This is a genomic window from Colwellia sp. 1_MG-2023 (assembly GCF_030546755.1).
Classification (GTDB): domain Bacteria; phylum Pseudomonadota; class Gammaproteobacteria; order Enterobacterales; family Alteromonadaceae; genus Thalassotalea_H.
This window is the reverse complement of the sequence record NZ_JAUOPE010000002.1, coordinates 307,139-324,050: the sequence shown is the minus strand read 5'-3', so window position 1 is coordinate 324,050 and position 16,912 is coordinate 307,139. Positions and strand designations below refer to the sequence as shown.

Below are 16,912 nucleotides of genomic sequence, written 5' to 3'. Positions count from 1 at the left end.
ATGAATTTTAAGGCAATTTGGCTAGTGAATTTTCTAGTCCTTATATCGCCATTTTTTAGTAATGCCAATGTTAAACAAGTCGCGACACCAATAGATATCGAATTTTTACAATTAGTGCCTAATGCTGTTGAGGGTAATCGTCAGCAAATTGCTGTGAGCGAATCCCAAGGTATTAAGCTATTGAATGAAGATTTGGCGGTTGTTGCACAGATACAACAACCCGCTGAACATTTAGATTACCGTCAATTGCCCAATGCGCTAAATAAAGGTGTGGTCACTACTTTAGACACGAATACCGGAGAATTGTTATTTATTGAAATTGATCATAAGCAGCAACAGCTTGATATTAAGCAGCGATTTAAGCCCAAAAATAGTGCGATTGATGCTTTATGTTTAAGTGCTGCGTCACATGGCATTGACATATTCACGGTTGATGTTTTAGGTCAGGTTGTCCACTACAACGTGTATCAAGCAATAAATCAGGTTTGGCAATTAACTGAAATAACACGTTTTCCCGTTGGACCAAATGTGAAATCTTGTGCGGTTAGCGAAAACGCTGAATCACTTTATATCGTCGAAGAAAATATTGGTATCTGGCGATACTCTAGCAACCCAGAGCATGAGCGTACTCGCGAGCTTATTCAATTGGAAAAAGGATTAGAAGTTGAATATGTAGATACCACTGAACAAGGTGATGTTGCCATTGTTTCTCCAGATAAAAATGTTGTGTGGTTATGGGATCAAGCAAACAAGCAATTAACGCAAGAAAAACTACCAAAAAATGTCGCACCTAAAACAGTTCAAGTTACTCGTATGGGCGATACGCTTGTCACGAACCTTTATGATGACAACAGCAAAAGAATTTTGAGTGTTCAAATTGAGCAAGTAGGTAATACCGATTTTCCTCAAGCAGAGCCAGTAGAAAGTTTATTGCCTTATGGCCAAACTGAGTCAGTGTTAAGTTTTGGCGATGCAGCAGATGATCCTGAAATATGGGTAAACAAACAAACACCTGAAGCGAGTTTGGTATACACAACAGATAAAAAATATGGTCTAAATGTGTATGACTTATCAGGCAAATTAGTGACAAGCTTACCTGTAGGTCGTATTAACAACATCGATATTCGATATGATGTTATGGTCAATGGCAAAAGTTTTGATATTGCCGCAGCGAGCAATCGTACTTCTAAAAGTATCAGTGTATTTGCTATTGATAAAATAACCGGCTTACCGACACACCTTACGAATATAAAAACAGATTTAACAGACCCTTATGGTTTTTGTTTAAGTAAGCATCAACGTCAAATTACAGCATGGATAAATGATACTGATGGCCGTTTTCAACGTTACGATTTTCAGTTCAATGGTGACACAGTTACCGCAGAAAAAACGCTTGAATGGACAGTTGCTAGTCAACCTGAAGGGTGTGTTAGTGATGATGAAACCCAACGACTATTCTACGGTGAAGAAGCTAAAGGGGTATGGCTAAAACACATTGATAACAATACACCAGATAAATTCATTGCCGGCTTACACAATGAAATTGCTGCAGATATTGAAGGTATGAGCTTATATCAATATTTGGATAAGCATTATTTGGTGGTCTCAAGCCAAGGCAATAACCGATATTCTGTTTATGCCATTGATAATCAATATAAATATCTAGGAGTTTTTGAAGTTGGTGCTAACTGGCCAGAGATGATTGACGGTGCATCTGAAACCGACGGTTTAGCCGTTACTAGTCAATTTTTAGGGGCAGAATTACCGAACGGATTATTGGTAGTGCAAGATGGGCACAATGTTATGCCTCAAGCAGCACAAAATTTTAAATTGGTCAGTGGTAGTCTACTAAGGGAATGGATTGCTAAAAGAGTGCCATCGATATAAATAATGCTATTAAGCAACTGTAGCTAATAATGTGAAAGCAGTTAATATAGTTAGCTGCTTTTTCTGCAAGTATTTTCAAAACTCATCGAGTTAAATGAGAGAATAAACAATGGTAACAAGACGAGATTTTACCTTAGGGTTAACGGCACTTGCCTTTACTGGTTTAACCGGCTGTAGCTTAGGTTCAAAATCAAACAAGCATTTCACAAAACTAAGTAAAGGTTATGGAAAACTTATTGAAGACCCAAAGGGGTTATTAGACTTGCCAGAAGGATTTAGCTACAAAATTATCTCAGAATTCAATCAACTGATGAGTGATGGTATGGCTGTACCTGATAGGGCTGATGGTATGGGGTGCTTTCCACTTGATGAGAGTCGTGTTGTGCTTGTTCGTAACCATGAACTTAAGCCAGAACATTTAGCTAAACAACCTAAATCAATTCAGCAGCATAAAACAGCAAAAGCCTATGATACTTTTGCTAATGGAGTTGCATTACCCGGCGGCACCAGCAATGTTATTTATAATACCAAACTTCAAAAGGTTGAACGTGAATTTATTACTCTTACTGGCACAATCCGAAATTGTTCAGGAGGCGTTACGCCTTGGGGAACTTGGTTAACTTGTGAAGAAACGCTTGCAAAAGCAGACAGCGAAATTAGCAAAGATCACGGTTATATTTTTGAAGTGCCGGCCAATGCAACAGGCTTGGTTACAGCCAAACCTTTAAAAGCGATGGGACGTTTTAATCACGAAGCGGCAGCGGTTGATCCTAAAACAGGCATTATTTATCTCACCGAAGACAAAGGTGATGGGTTATTTTATCGCTTTATTCCTAATACTTATGGAAAACTTGCTGAAGGTGGTCAGCTACAAGCGCTGGTAATTAAAGAGCAACCCAAGTTTGATAGTCGCAACTGGGTGAATACTAATGCTAAGTTATTTAACTGGCTTGATGCAAAATGGATTGATATTACTGATCCAGAAAGTCCAAATGATGATCTTCGCATTCAAGGTTTTGACAAAGGTGCAGCATTGTTTGCTCGTGGTGAAGGAATACATTGGGCTGATGGTGAATTGTACTTCTGTTGTACTAACGGCGGAAATAAAAAATTCGGACAAATTTTTCGTTATCAGCCGAATGCAACAGATAATCAAAGCGGTCGTATTCAATTGTTTTTAGAAAGTGAAGATGACTCTCTGTTTAATTTTGGTGATAACCTAACTGTAACACCACAAGGGCATTTATTAGTATGTGAAGATGCCTATACAGACACTGTTGATAATCACCTAAGAGGTGTTACCCCTAATGGCGAATTATACAACTTTGCTAGATTACGCACTCAAACTGAGCCAGCAGGCGCCTGTTTTTCTCCTGATGGAAATACCTTATTTGTTAACGTGTATTCACCCACAAAAACACTAGCAATACGAGGCCCTTGGCATAAAATAATCAAAACAGATAGTTAGTTTTTATAAAAGTTAGCTTATGTGTCAATTCACCAATTTTAGTTACCGCTTGTTTTATATTTAGTAAATAAGCGGTTCAATTAATACACTCATTCACTTAAATAGTCATTAATCTTCTTATTAACAGAAATGCAGAAGAATTAATTCAGCACATTTATGTGTAAATAGTGTTGAATATGTATTCTTATAGCTCCTTGAGCTTGTTAATTAAATATAATAAATCAATATTTCCCTCATGAATTCACGAGTCAAATTGTATCGTTACCTATAAGTGTGAATAAAACTAACAGATTATCAATTGGTTATGCTTAGTGCATTTTACGTTTTGCAAAGCTGATGACATTTTTTAAGTTTGCTAACTCTTCAATACAATCATCACAAATTGGGTGGCTTTTGCTGAACTCAAGTATAGGAGGGAGTGTTAATGAAAGCCCTTTTAAAGCCAGAAGTTTAATGTCTGAGTCTGCTTTTTCAGACTCACTCACCTTCTTTAAATAATCGTGTGGCACGGTTAAGAACTTTAAAGATAACGTTAACTTATTGGTTTTTTCATACAGGGAAGATAAATTATGACAACTACAGATCCATGCCATCATAGTTTCTATACATAACGGGTTGTTCCTATAACCAAAAGCTAATAAATCATAAGCTTCTGAATAAAAATATTCAGCTTTTTGCCATTGGTTTTCATTAAAGCAATTATTGCCTTGGGTTAAGAGTGACTGCCATTGTACGTTTTCCATCATCAATCCTTTTATAAATTAATATACCATAATCCAAATGATAATCATTTTCATTTGTATTTCAAGTGATAAATGCTAATTTTAGCGATGAGGGTTGAAAATTAGTTGCAAAGATAGGAAATACTAAGTCCCCTAAAAGTCGCTGTAGTTCACTAGGTATCTGAACATATTGAATCAATGCCACTGTTAACTCTGCTCAAGAATATCAACACCCTAAGTTTCAAAAGTTAGCTATTTAAGCGTTAGGTAAATAGTCAAAAAAGGAAGTGATAAATTTATACGGCTGTCTTTAATTTCTTTCTGATCTTTCATTTGAGCATACTAGAACTAAGCTAATTAATGTCACATTTTCTATCTTATTCTTTATTGTTTTAACAAGTTATATTGTTCGTTATTGAGTGGAAGCTTGATTGTTAAAATACCAAGATAAAACTTATTAACCTCTTGTTTAATAGGGCTTTTGGAGAATGTTGTTCATTGTTCGTTAATTAGAGTTTAATGGCGTTGTAAGGTTTTACTGTTTGATCTTGTAAGATCTGCTGGTTGATTTTTCATCCTTTTTTAGTTAGAGTACTAATCATTAGAGCGCTAATAATTAAATAAAAGGAAACAAGATGAATATCATACGCGATATTTCAAAAGGCAGTAGTACCGTAGATTTATTATATGCTAGAACTCACTATCAACATCACTTTGCTCCAATACGTCATTTCAATCGATATATTAATTTATTCAATCCTCCTCCTACTTTTAATTAGTACTATTTGTATTTTCTTGTTTCATACTCGTTTTACATGAAGCGAGACAATCTTTGTTTTATAAAAGTTAAATAGATAGTCAAATTTAACAATCCAGGAAAACAAGACTTAAATATCAGTCTTTTTTAATTTCTGAGTATTCTCATACTCATTCATATATTGACATAAGCTGTCAGTATTAAAGTACTAAATAACTTATTAAGGGTTTCACGTGAGTTTTAAAACTTGGCAAAGAATAGTCATTAAAGTCGGTAGTGCGTTATTTGCCCCCAATCAAAATGGTTGTAGCAGTCAATACTTACTTAGTATTGCAAATTTTATCGTTCGTTGCCGTTTATCAGGCATACAAGTGGTTTTGGTTTCTTCCGGCTCTGTAGGGGCTGGCGCGCATTTATTTGATGAATCAGGTGAAGATAATATCGTGATAAAAAAAGCCATGGCAGCCGCAGGTCAAGCTGAAATGATGGCTACCTGGGACAGGCTTTTTGATTTCCCAACAGCACAATTATTATTAACACATGGCGATTTACGAAATAGAGATCGTTATGAAAGTATCCGAAATACCATTGATACTTTATTAGTAAATAATATTTTACCTATCATTAATGAAAATGATGCGGTAACAACAGATAAGTTGAAAGTTGGCGATAATGATAATTTATCGGCGATGGTTGCTACGGCTGCCAAAGCAGATTCGTTAATTATTTGTTCAGATATTGATGGGCTTTTTGATGCTAATCCTCATTTGAATGACGACGCAAAGTTATTGTCAGACGTTTATCAAATTAATGATGACATTTATGCTATGGCAGGCGGTGCTACGAGCAGTGTTGGTACCGGCGGCATGAAAACTAAAATTCAAGCAGCAGAAAAAGCCATTGCTCATGGTATTGATACTTTCATCGTGAATGGCTTTAAAGAGCAAAGTTTTAATTCATTATTGAAAGACGAAAACCCAGGCACTCATTTTTATCCTCATAAAGATCCCATGCTTGATGGTGTTCATTGGATGCGTCATACCACTCGTGTACAAGGTGAGTTGATTGTCAGTGAGGATTATCAGATTAGCGAAAACCAACCAAACGATATATTAGATATCGACGACTTAGTCAGTGTTAAAGGTAATTTTTCGTCGGGAGATACTGTACTACTGAGGAAACATAGTGGTGAAAAACTAGCGAAAGTGAAAACCAATTACAGTAGTTGCTTACTCAACTTTATCGCCTGTAGTGATAATACTAATTTTTCTGAAGAACTAGATAAAACTGATGAACCTATTTTATCTAAACAATTTATCGCCTTAATGGAGTCTTAATGAGTTTAATTACTACAATTGCAAGTAAAGCCGCACAAGCCGCTAAAGTTATGGCTATTCAAACCAGTAAAGACAAAGCGCTGTTGTTAAATGATATGGCAAAGGCATTGCGTAATAATAGTACAATCATTCTTCAAGCTAATGCGCTTGATATTAATTTTGCGCAAGAAAAGTCGTTAAGTGAGGCAATGCTCGACCGTTTACAATTAAATGAAGCTCGTATTGAAGATATGGCCATTGGTTTAGAAACGGTTGCAGAAATTCCCGATGTAGTAGGAACGCAGAGAGAGCAAGGTGTTAGGCCTAATGGTTTGAAAATTAGCAAAATGCGTGTGCCATTAGGCGTAATATGTATGATATACGAAGCGCGACCTAATGTGACCGCCGATGCCGCAGGATTATGCATTAAGTCAGGCAATGCCGTCATATTAAGAGGTGGCAAAGAAGCATTAAATAGTAGCTTAGCTATTGCGAACGTTTTACAAAAAGTTTTAGTACAACACCAATTGCCTAAAGAAATTGTCACAGTTATCGACCAACCTGATCGAGCATTGATGACAGAACTGTTAATGCAAAAAGATCACATTGATTTAGTGATCCCACGCGGTGGCGAAGGCTTAATTAATTTTGTCAGTGAAAATAGCCAAATTCCCGTGATCCAACATTACAAAGGCGTATGTCATTTATTTGTTGATGAAAAAGCCGATATTGATAAAGCGTTAGCTTTGCTTTTAAACGGCAAGACGCAACGTACCGGTGTTTGTAATGCTTTAGAAGGGTTACTTGTTCATCAAAAAGTTGCCAATAAATTTTTACCGTTAGTGGCGAAACGTTTTGAAGAACTTGACGTGAAAGTGAATGGTTGCCCTCGTACAGCTCCTTATTTTAACAACATAGTGCCGTTAACTGATTCAGAATTTGGAGAAGAATACTTAAGCTTAGAAATTGCTATTCGTGTGGTCGATGATTTTGGTCAAGCAATTGAGCATATTGATCAATTTGGTAGTCATCACACCGAAGTGATATGCACTGAAGATCAACAAAAAGCGATGAACTTTCAACGTTTAGTGGATGCGTCGGTGGTGATGGTAAATGCATCTTCACGTTTTTCTGATGGCTCACAATTAGGCCTTGGCGCTGAGATTGGTATTGCCACTTCTAAATTACATGCCTACGGGCCTATGGGTATTGAGTCATTAACTACTGAAAAATATTTAGTGAACGGTGAAGGGCAAGTGAGGGCTTAATTCGCTCAAACAGACAATAGCTGTTAATCGCTAAAAACACTCGCTTATTTAAAGCGAGTGTTTTTATTTTTATTAGCAATAAAAATGGCTAAGAGATGCGAACTTTTTTAACGATTCGCTTATAATGCGCTTACCTTAACTTTTTAATGCTCGCTTTGTTATGCTCCCTGGTGAATCTTGCTTTACCTCCTTTAAAGAATCGATCGCGGATCACGCATTACCTCAGCGTTTTACCTACCCGTTTTATTATCAACCTCATCCGCTTGCACTTGTTGCCGTGCAAGAGTTGCAGCAATATTTATTGAGTCATCATCAATGGCATTATCATGTTGCCATGTCAATGAACGAGCAAGTGGCTACATCGACCAATATCGACGAAGTAAATGGTAAAATGTTTGGGGTGTTAGTGGTGAAAAATCCCCAAGGTGAATTAGGATATTTGTCGGCATTTTCTGGCAAACTCGCCAAGCAAGACTGTTTAACAACTTTTGTTCCGCCTGTTTACGATATGCAGCAAGAAGATGATTTTTTTAATGAGAAACAATTGGTTATTAATGACATTAATCAACAGATAACCTCTCAAGAAAATAGTGCTTTGCTGGCTAAGTTAACCGCAGAGCTTGCTGAATTAACTGAGCAGTATGACCAAGAATTAGCTGATTTTCGTGACACTATGGTGGCTAATCGCAAAACGCGAAAACAAAAACGGGCCTCGGCTACGCAAGCATTACAACAGGGTGAATTAACTGAAACAGACTATAAATCGTTTAGTATTCAAATGAGTCGTGAAAGTGTGGAAGACAAACACGCGTTAGCGGATTTAAAACTACACTGGCAAGAAAAAATTACGGCGATAGAGACCACATTAAATCCGTTAACAGAATTGCTTGCTGATTTAAAAAAGCAGCGAAAAAAGCTATCAAATGCCTTACAAAAATACCTTTTTAAGCAATATCAATTTCTTAATAAAAACGGTGATGCACAAAATTTATTAACTTTATTTAAAAATTCACTTTTTCAAACACCTCCTGCGGGTGCTGGCGATTGTGCTGCGCCAAAACTATTACACTATGCTTTTCGACATAATTTAACGCCTATCACTATGGCAGAATTTTGGTGGGGAGCAGCGCCTAGCTCTGAAATTCGTCAACATAAGAATTTTTATCCGGCGTGTCAGGGAAAATGCCAACCGATCCTTGCACATATGCTTGCAGGAATAGAGCTAGATGAAAATCCGTTATTGGCGAATCCTGCTGAAGGTAAAATTTTACCGATTGTCTATCATGACCAAGATATTGTCGTGGTGAATAAACCGGCTGAATTTCTTTCTGTGCCTGGCAAGACGATAACTGATTCTGTTTATAGCCGTATTAAAGAACAATTTCCACAGGCGACTGGATCACTCATTGTTCATCGTTTAGACATGGCAACCTCAGGACTTTTGATACTTGCGTTAAATCCAAGGGCGCATAAAAAGCTGCAACAGCAGTTTATCAACAAAACTATTGAGAAACGATATGTTGCGATTATTGAAGGAGAGTTAATCAAAGAAGCAGGCAGTATTGATTTACCGCTAACGGTGGATATTAATGATAGACCACGCCAGTTAGTGTGCTTTACTCATGGTAAAAAAGCGCTCACTCGTTTTGAAAAATATCATCCTCAACCAAAATTTACCTCAGATAAAAAATTGACCAAAGTATATCTTTACCCTAAAACCGGCAGAACACATCAGCTACGTATGCATTGTGCGCATGTGGATGGTTTAAATATGCCAATTTTAGGTGATGATTTATATGGTCAAAAGGCTAACCGACTGCATTTGCATGCTGAATATTTAGCCTTTGAACATCCGGTGAACAAAAAGCAGATGGCCTTTCAACTAGACGCTGAGTTTTAAAAAGTACCTTAATGTGTGTCTCAAAATTGCGACTTGTCATAAACTAAACTGTCTCGAAAGTGACACAATTGCAATTGCACTTTGCGTAATGTTTTTTTAAAGTCCTTTTATATTAATGGCTTAGTGACTTTAAGTTTTTTGGCATAAGACTTGTACTTAACCAATCAACAATAAATAACAGTATTGATGATTATGGATGTACAAAGAACAATAGTCGCTAAACCATTGTGGAAAAAATATTGGATTATTTTTCCTGCGATTGTCTTGCTCACGACTATCTATCTTTTAAAAAACTATTTGGGCGATGCTTCTTATTTTCTCGATAAAAAATCATTTGTTACCGCTAAAGTTCAGCAAGGAAACTTCACGGTAAATGTTCGCGCTTCGGGGTTATTAAAACCCCTAAATATCCGTTGGGTATCATCACAAGTGGCTGGGAGAGTTGAAGAAGTTTTTGTAAAAGCTGGCGCTAAAGTGCATGTTGGAGATGTACTGGTGCAATTATCAAACCCTGAACTTCATCGAGAGCTTGAAACTGCGCGCTGGGAGCTTGAAGCTAATAAAGCTGAAAGTCATGCCGCCTATGTAGCCCTTGAATCACAAATGGTAGATTTACAAAATGCAGTCGTATCTGCTGAATTTAGTTATCAATCAGCCAAATTAAAATTAGACGCTGAAACCTTATTAATGCAGCAAGGAAACGCGACGGTTTCTGCACTCGATTATCAAAAAAGCCAGTTAGCGGTGAAACAACAAATGCAGTATTGGCAAGCGCAACAGCAAAAAGCGGAGAAAATGAAAGCTAATATGGCTGCCACTAAAATCGCACAAAATGCGCGCCTTGGCTTAGTTGAAAACAATTATCAACGAGTTGTCGATCAAGTGGCGGCATTGCAAGTGAAAGCCAATACCGAAGGAATTATCCAACAAGTATCCCTTGAGCTAGGTGAACGCACTCAAGTGGGTGATAGCGTAGCGTTAATCGCTGATCAACACTCTTTATTTGCTGAGTTGCAGGTTCAAGAAGTGCGAGCACGAGACATCGCTTTAGGGCAATTCGTGAGTATTGATACTCGAAGAAGTGAAATTTCAGGCAAAGTCATTCGTATCGATCCTGCGGTGAAAAATGGCATGGTGTTAATTGATGTTGCCTTAACGAGTGAATTACCGAATGAAGCCAGACCTGATTTAACCGTCGATGGCTTAATTGAAATTAGCAATATTGCCGATGCGTTATATATCAAACGACCTGTGTATGCGCCTAGTCATACCACGGTTAACCTGTACGCCTTGAGTGACGATAAAGCGTTTGCTAATAAGCGAGTCGTTAATTTAGGCCAGACTTCTGTGAATAATATTCAAATATTGTCGGGTTTATCAGTAGGCGATGAAGTCATTATTTCAGACTCAACGGCTTGGCAAGATCATCAACAAATTATGATTAATTAAAACCAGATTTGAAAACAGATTTGAAAACAATGTTAGCTAACTAAAATAACTTGTGAATAAAGAGATAAAAATTATGACTGCGTTAATTACCTTAAATAATATTAGTAAAACCTTTTTCACCGAAGAGATAGAAACTCGTGCACTAAATGATATCAATTTAGTGATTAATAAGGGTGAGTACATTGCGTTAAGTGGTCAATCTGGCTGTGGTAAATCAACATTGTTGTCGTTGCTAGGTTTGCTTGATTCGCCAAGTGGTGGTCAATATTTATTAGCGGATAACGATGTTTCATCATTAACCCGAGACCAACGTGCAACTATTCGATCTGAACAAATAGGATTTGTTTTTCAATCGTTTAATTTAATTTCAGATTTAACAGTCTTTGAAAATGTCATGTTGCCATTGACGTATCAAGCAAATAAATCTAAACAATTTATGGAGGATAAGGTGAACGAGGTTTTAGCTAAAGTTGAAATGGGACATCGAAAAAATCACTTTCCTTCGCAATTATCCGGTGGTCAGCAACAACGAGTTGCTGTCGCTCGAGCATTAGTGAATGATCCGAGTATCATACTTGCTGATGAACCAACAGGTAACTTGGATTCAAAAAATGCCGAAGCTGTCTTACAGTTATTTGATGTCTTACATCAAGATGGCGCTACGATTTGCATGGTAACGCATGATCCAGCGTCCGCGAATAGAGCAAGTCGTTGTTTAGAAATGTTTGATGGTCAGTTAATCAGAGATCACGTCAATCGTGCGAACTCAAATCAGGTTAATCCTGCTGAAATAGCTGTGGGGTAAAATAATGTCAATGTTTATAGATATTAAATACGCCGTGCGATTACTGTTTCAATCGCCAAAATTTACTGCGATGACCATAGGTGTGTTAATTGGTGGTTTATCCATTAGTTTATTTACCTTTTCTTTCCTCTATTCCACTATATATAAGCCTTTACCTATTCCTGAAGGAGAGACAGCAAAATCTGTTACGGTTTATCATAATGAAAAATTCCGACATATCACCGGTTATGAATTTGAAAACGTAAAAGACACGTTATCGAGTTTTGAAGAATTTGGTATTTATGAAAATGCCGATATCAGGGTTTCCGTGGGGCAGTCAGGAAAGAATTATTCGGGGAGTTATATCCGTCCAGGCTTTTTCGAGTTTAGCCGTATACTACCGATTCAAGGTCGAGTTATTCAAAGCAAGGATCTAGAAGAAGGCGCAACACCTGTCGCATTAATTAGTTATGAATTATGGCAAGCGGACCATCAAGGTAGTAATGACATTCTAGAAAAAACTATGGTGCTTAATGGCCAAATTACGGAAATTATTGGTGTGATGCCAAAGGCTTACCGCTTTCCGCATTCATCACAAATTTGGCTGCCTTTAACGAATAGTTACTTTAATGATGATCCTGAAAAAAGTGCGAGTTATTATGCTTATGCGCGGTTAAAGCAAAGCGTAGAAATTGCGCAAGCAGAGCAAGAGCTGGGTCAAGCGATAAATCAAATTTATCAACGAAACGTCAAATTATATGACTTGCCAGAGCTTAATAAAACCGTGCAATTATTGACATTTCAAATGGCTCAAACAGGCAATGATGGCAATATTGTATTTGCTTTTTTAATGCTTATCTCTTGGTTAATTTTGTTACTTGCTTGTATTAATGTTGGTAATTTGTTGTTTGCTCGAACCATTGAGCGTCAAAAAGAAACCGCCATCAGAGCAGCATTAGGGGCAAAAACTAAGCGATTAGTGAGTCAGTTAATGTGGGAAGGAACTATTATTACTTGTCTTGGTGCTTTGCTTTCCGTGTTATTGGTTGCCGCCGTGCTTGATTATACTGAAATTGTGCTGAGTTCTTGGCTACCTAATGGTGGAGCGTTTTGGTGGCATTATGGTATGGACGGCGCAACCTTGTCGATGGCTATTTTATTTACTTTAGTCACTATTTTATTATCTACTTTTTTACCCGCTTGGCGTTCTGCAAATCAAGATATTAATTTGGTATTAAGAGATGGCACTAGAGGCGCACAAAGTAAAAAGTCAGGACGTTTGTCTCGAATATTAGTTACCACACAAGTATTTTTAGTCGCAGTATTAATGCTTATTGGCTCGATATCGGCCTTTATTGCGCATAAATTTATTAATATGGATATGGGAGATAATTATCAGAATGTAATGACGGCACGCTTTACTATACCAGAATCAAAATATACCGATCAGCTACAACAATTAGCGTTATTGAACGAGTTAATCGAACGACTTAAATCTAACCCTCAAGTAGTTGATGTTATCACCCATAATTGGATGGGGCCTTCAGCAATAAGCTTGGATGGGCATGAATACCAAGCGGAAGAAGATAAGCCAAAAATTGATACTATTAGCGTGATAGGTGATAGTGCTACGGTGGGTATTGAGCTAAAAGCGGGACGGCAATTTACCCATATGGATAAATTAGGCCAGCAAAAAGTTGCCATTATTAGTCAATCCATGGCGAATCGATATTGGTCAGGTGAATCGCCATTAGAAAAAAGTTTTGTGATTAACGTCGATGATAAAGATGAGAAAGTAGTGATTGTCGGGGTGGTTAGCAATCGCATGAATGCCAGTAAATTGTTTGGCAAACGTGATAGCGCTGATGAAATATACTTGTCAGGCCTACAGTTCGCTGACTCTTTTCAGATTTTACATTATCGTGTTCAGCCTAATGCAAAAAACCGAGCAGAAATTTTTTACCAAGCCATGTTTCAAACGGATAGAAATATAGAATTAGCCTATGAAGTTCAACCGTCAGATAAGAATCGAAACATGATGCGAGATTCAATGCGATTAATGTCTAATATTACCTTTGGTACCGGATTTTTTGCTTTACTGCTTGCTATGGTCGGCATTTATGGTTTAACGGCTAACTCGGTAGCACAGCGAACGCACGAAGTGGGTATTAGAAGAGCAGTTGGCGCAACCGACAAAAGCATTATAAACATGTTTTTAAAGCAGGGCGCTAAACAATTATTGATTGGTCTTGGTCTTGCGATGGTGCTGTTTTATTTACTTGCCTTTGGCTTTCATAAATTTACTGAAGGAATCTTTCCAATAGCCATCTATTTTATGCAAGCAATTGTCGTGGCTGTCGGTTTGTCATTAGTGGTGATGTTTGCCACTTATTTGCCGACCAGACGAGCCGTGAAAATGGAACCGAGTTTAGCGCTCAGGTATGAGTAACTTAGCTCGCATATCGTATTAATGATCTAAGCAGATAAATCAGCAACTTTATCTGCTTTTTCATCTTGATTCAAAACTTGTTCCTTGAGTGAATATTACTTAAAGTGAATACATAACTTCGGAAATGTGTACCATAGTGACGAAAAAAATTCTTATAGCAGATGATGATATCAACATCATTGCCAGCTTAAAATTTGTTCTTGCCGATGAAGGCTTTGATATTTTAGCCGTAACAACACCTGAAGCGGCTTTAGCAAGTGTTAAAAATCAAGCGGTTGATTTAGTGTTACTGGATATGAATTTTCAACATGACACTACTTCTGGGGCAGAAGGAATTTCGTTGGTATCTGCTATCACTTCGCTTGAATTAAATATTCCCATTATTGTGATGACAGGTTGGGCAACCATAGATATTGCTGTGGAGGCCATGCAAGCAGGGGCCAAAGATTTTATTCAAAAACCTTGGAAAAATGAGCGTATGCTCAGTGCAATTGCTAATCAATTAGCAATTGTGCAGTCAGATAAAAAAGCTCAACGACTTAGTCAGCAAAATCAATTACTTACCTCGCAGTCGCATCCGAGTAATCGACAAGGTATCATTGCTCAATCGCCAGTTATGCAAAAACTGTTATCAACGCTTGATGATTTAGCACAAAGTGAAATGAGTATTTTACTGACGGGGGATAACGGCACCGGAAAAAGCATGCTAGCTTCTTATGTGCATCAAGTATCAAATCGTGCCAAGCATTCCTTTGTACCGGTGAATATGGGAGCTATTCCTGAATCGTTATTTGAAAGTGAAATGTTTGGTCATGTTAAGGGCGCATTTACTGATGCCAAAGAAAGTCGCGTCGGTCGATTTGAAATGGCAGAGCAAGGCACGTTGTTTTTAGATGAATTAGCCAATATTCCTTTTGCGCAACAAGCGAAATTATTACGAGTTTTAGAAGAGCAAAAATTTGAAGCCGTTGGCAGTAGTAAATCATTACAAGCGAATGTCAGAATTATTTCAGCAACCAATAGTGATTTATTAGCCGATATCAAAAACAGCCAGTTTAGAGAAGATTTATATTATCGTCTCAATACCATTGAATTACGTGTACCATCACTTAATGAACGTATTGAAGATATCCCTGCATTAGCTGAACATTTTCTCTTACAGTTTAGTACTAAATATCATCGTACTTTGCCCCAATTAACCGATGAAGCTGTTTTAGCGCTGCAACAATATCAGTGGCCGGGCAATATTCGTGAGTTAAGTCATTTGATGGAACGCGTGTTATTTACCTGCAAAAAAGCGTGTATTGATGCAGATGATTTAATGTTAAAAGTGTCTGAAGATAATGGTGAATCTTTAGATGATCCTAGTTTGAGTCTTGAAGCTATCGAGCGTAAAGTGCTTATTAAACGGTTAGCTTTTTTCCAAGGTAATGCCACGGAAACGGCAAAGTCGTTAGGGTTAAGTCGAAGTGGCTATTATCGTCGTTTGAGTAAATATGAACTTGTTTGAATCGGCTCGTCAGTGGGTATTGGGAAATGCTAAATATTATCAAGGCGATAATCAGCTCAAGTTAGTGCTATTGGTTTGTGTCCCTTGCTTTACTATCACGATAGTCGCGTTGTGCTTAGCTGATATTTCTTTATATCTCATTGCGTTTATTATCATCATACTTACTCTGTTGTGCAGTTATGTTGTGGTGGCAAGTCAGCTCAATTCTGATTATCAAATTCGTACCTTGTCGAATTTAATTGAATCTATGATTGATGGCGATTACACCCTAAGAGGACGCTTACAAACCAACCAAGCTTTTCAAGAATTACTCAATTTAATTAATGAGTTGGCCGATACTTTATCGAAACACAAAATTGAAGCAAAAGAGTCGCGATTATTGCTAGAGCGCATTATGGAGCAAATGGATGCCATTGTGCTTGCTACTGATGAAACTGGTTTGGTCGTGATGGCCAATGCCTCCGCGAAAAAATTAGTGCTGGGTAAGGTAAATAATATTGAAAACACACTGCTGTCATCCACGTTAATTGGCGAGGAAATCGAAAATGCGACTTCTGGCATTGTTGATTTTAGTCATACTCAACTAACGGGCGAGCATTTTTTATTAAAAGAAGCTTTTTTAAGTGAAGGTAAAAAGCATCAACTTTATATGCTTACTAATGCCGAACGCTTGTTAATGGAAAAAGAGCGAAAAGCCTGGCAAAGCTTATTACGTGTTTTAAGTCATGAACTGAATAATTCATTAACGCCTATTGTGGCAATTAGTCAAACTATGCAGTCAAAACTGCAAAAATTAGCGGATGAAAAACAACAAACATCGTTACTTGATGGCATAGGTATTATTAATGAAAGGGCGGGGTCTTTAAGCGAGTTTATTGCAAGTTACAGCCAATTAGCACATTTACCAAAACCAAACATTTCAACCCTTGCGTTTAAAACTATGCTCGACAATCTTGCTGCGTTATTCCCTATGTGTCGCGTGATTACGGATATTGATGCAACATTAAAGATTAGCGCTGATAAGAATCAATTTGAGCAGGTCATGATTAATATTTTTAAAAATGCCGTGGAAGCCATGGCGCAGCAAAGCGAAAAAATCATTCACGTCAGCGCTCGTCAAGAAGGTGCGTGGCAACATATTACTATTGAAGATCAAGGCGCGGGAATTGCCAACTTAGATAACGTTTTTGTACCATTTTACACCACTAAAAACCAAGGCAGTGGTATTGGCCTGACGTTATGTCGGCAAATAATGTTTAATCATAACGGCTTAATTAAGTTGAAAAATGTTGAAGTTGATAACCAAGGCTTAGATAATCAAGGCATAGAAAATCAAGGCGTTGCCGTAACTTTATCTTTGCCATTGAATGATAGCGTTAACTTTTCTTAACTGTTTTTATTC

12 protein-coding genes are annotated in these 16,912 nt (G+C 37.5%); 11 read left to right on the top strand and 1 reads right to left on the bottom strand.

Going from position 1 to position 16,912, the window contains the following annotated elements; translation table 11 throughout:
• Positions 1–1,887, top strand: a complete 1,887-nt coding sequence (locus Q4493_RS03585; RefSeq protein ID WP_303449464.1) for a phytase — start codon at positions 1–3, stop codon at positions 1,885–1,887.
• A 109-nt stretch (positions 1,888–1,996) separates the two neighbouring features.
• The gene (locus tag Q4493_RS03580; protein ID WP_303449463.1) at positions 1,997–3,355 is read left to right on the top strand and encodes an alkaline phosphatase PhoX; all 1,359 of its coding nucleotides are present in this window, start codon (positions 1,997–1,999) and stop codon (positions 3,353–3,355) included.
• Positions 3,356–3,663: 308 nt separating this feature from the next.
• Here the strand turns inward: Q4493_RS03580 and Q4493_RS03575 are convergent, their stop codons facing one another.
• A complete protein-coding gene (locus tag Q4493_RS03575) occupies positions 3,664–4,098 on the bottom strand; it encodes a hypothetical protein (protein ID WP_303449462.1) in 435 nt (144 codons plus the stop codon).
• A 614-nt stretch (positions 4,099–4,712) separates the two neighbouring features.
• Between Q4493_RS03575 and Q4493_RS03570 the strand changes: the two genes are divergently transcribed.
• The 9 genes from Q4493_RS03570 (at position 4,713) to Q4493_RS03530 (ending at position 16,900) form a co-directional block, all read left to right on the top strand.
• Entirely contained in the window at positions 4,713–4,856 is a 144-nt protein-coding gene (locus tag Q4493_RS03570; protein WP_303449461.1) for a hypothetical protein, read from the top strand.
• A gap of 211 nt (positions 4,857–5,067) precedes the next feature.
• On the top strand, positions 5,068–6,171 hold the full coding sequence (gene proB / locus Q4493_RS03565) for a glutamate 5-kinase (RefSeq protein ID WP_303449460.1): 1,104 nt from the start codon (positions 5,068–5,070) through the stop codon (positions 6,169–6,171).
• The gene (locus tag Q4493_RS03560) at positions 6,171–7,418 is read left to right on the top strand and encodes a glutamate-5-semialdehyde dehydrogenase (protein ID WP_303449459.1); all 1,248 of its coding nucleotides are present in this window, start codon (positions 6,171–6,173) and stop codon (positions 7,416–7,418) included. Before proB ends, Q4493_RS03560 begins: the two co-directional genes overlap by 1 nt.
• Positions 7,419–7,578: 160 nt before the next feature.
• Positions 7,579–9,318, top strand: a complete 1,740-nt coding sequence (locus tag Q4493_RS03555) for a pseudouridine synthase (RefSeq protein ID WP_303449458.1) — start codon at positions 7,579–7,581, stop codon at positions 9,316–9,318.
• Between the two features lie 192 nt (positions 9,319–9,510).
• A complete protein-coding gene (locus tag Q4493_RS03550) occupies positions 9,511–10,767 on the top strand; it encodes an efflux RND transporter periplasmic adaptor subunit (protein ID WP_303449456.1) in 1,257 nt (418 codons plus the stop codon).
• 73 nt (positions 10,768–10,840) lie between these two features.
• Complete coding sequence (locus tag Q4493_RS03545; RefSeq protein WP_303449454.1) at positions 10,841–11,572, top strand: ABC transporter ATP-binding protein; 732 nt, start codon at positions 10,841–10,843, stop codon at positions 11,570–11,572.
• A gap of 4 nt (positions 11,573–11,576) precedes the next feature.
• The gene (locus Q4493_RS03540) at positions 11,577–14,000 is read left to right on the top strand and encodes an FtsX-like permease family protein (protein ID WP_303449452.1); all 2,424 of its coding nucleotides are present in this window, start codon (positions 11,577–11,579) and stop codon (positions 13,998–14,000) included.
• 136 nt (positions 14,001–14,136) lie between these two features.
• Positions 14,137–15,510: a sigma-54 dependent transcriptional regulator gene (locus Q4493_RS03535; protein ID WP_303449451.1), complete on the top strand. Its 1,374-nt coding sequence runs from the start codon at positions 14,137–14,139 to the stop codon at positions 15,508–15,510.
• Positions 15,497–16,900, top strand: coding sequence for a PAS domain-containing sensor histidine kinase (locus tag Q4493_RS03530; RefSeq protein WP_303449449.1), 1,404 nt, complete (start codon positions 15,497–15,499; stop codon positions 16,898–16,900). The genes Q4493_RS03535 and Q4493_RS03530 overlap by 14 nt, the downstream gene beginning before the upstream one ends.
• Positions 16,901–16,912 lie beyond the last annotated feature (12 nt).

What these genes read in the sequence shown, in the direction of transcription:
- Q4493_RS03585 (WP_303449464.1), top strand. Translation starts at nt 1, where the DNA reads ATGAATTTTAAGGCAATTTGGCTAGTGAATTTTCTAGTCCTTATATCG.
- Q4493_RS03580 (WP_303449463.1), top strand. Translation starts at nt 1,997, where the DNA reads ATGGTAACAAGACGAGATTTTACCTTAGGGTTAACGGCACTTGCCTTT.
- Q4493_RS03575 (WP_303449462.1), bottom strand. Translation starts at nt 4,098, where the DNA reads ATGGAAAACGTACAATGGCAGTCACTCTTAACCCAAGGCAATAATTGC.
- Q4493_RS03570 (WP_303449461.1), top strand. Translation starts at nt 4,713, where the DNA reads ATGAATATCATACGCGATATTTCAAAAGGCAGTAGTACCGTAGATTTA.
- Q4493_RS03560 (WP_303449459.1), top strand. Translation starts at nt 6,171, where the DNA reads ATGAGTTTAATTACTACAATTGCAAGTAAAGCCGCACAAGCCGCTAAA.
- Q4493_RS03555 (WP_303449458.1), top strand. Translation starts at nt 7,579, where the DNA reads ATGCTCCCTGGTGAATCTTGCTTTACCTCCTTTAAAGAATCGATCGCG.
- Q4493_RS03550 (WP_303449456.1), top strand. Translation starts at nt 9,511, where the DNA reads ATGGATGTACAAAGAACAATAGTCGCTAAACCATTGTGGAAAAAATAT.
- Q4493_RS03545 (WP_303449454.1), top strand. Translation starts at nt 10,841, where the DNA reads ATGACTGCGTTAATTACCTTAAATAATATTAGTAAAACCTTTTTCACC.
- Q4493_RS03540 (WP_303449452.1), top strand. Translation starts at nt 11,577, where the DNA reads ATGTCAATGTTTATAGATATTAAATACGCCGTGCGATTACTGTTTCAA.
- Q4493_RS03530 (WP_303449449.1), top strand. Translation starts at nt 15,497, where the DNA reads ATGAACTTGTTTGAATCGGCTCGTCAGTGGGTATTGGGAAATGCTAAA.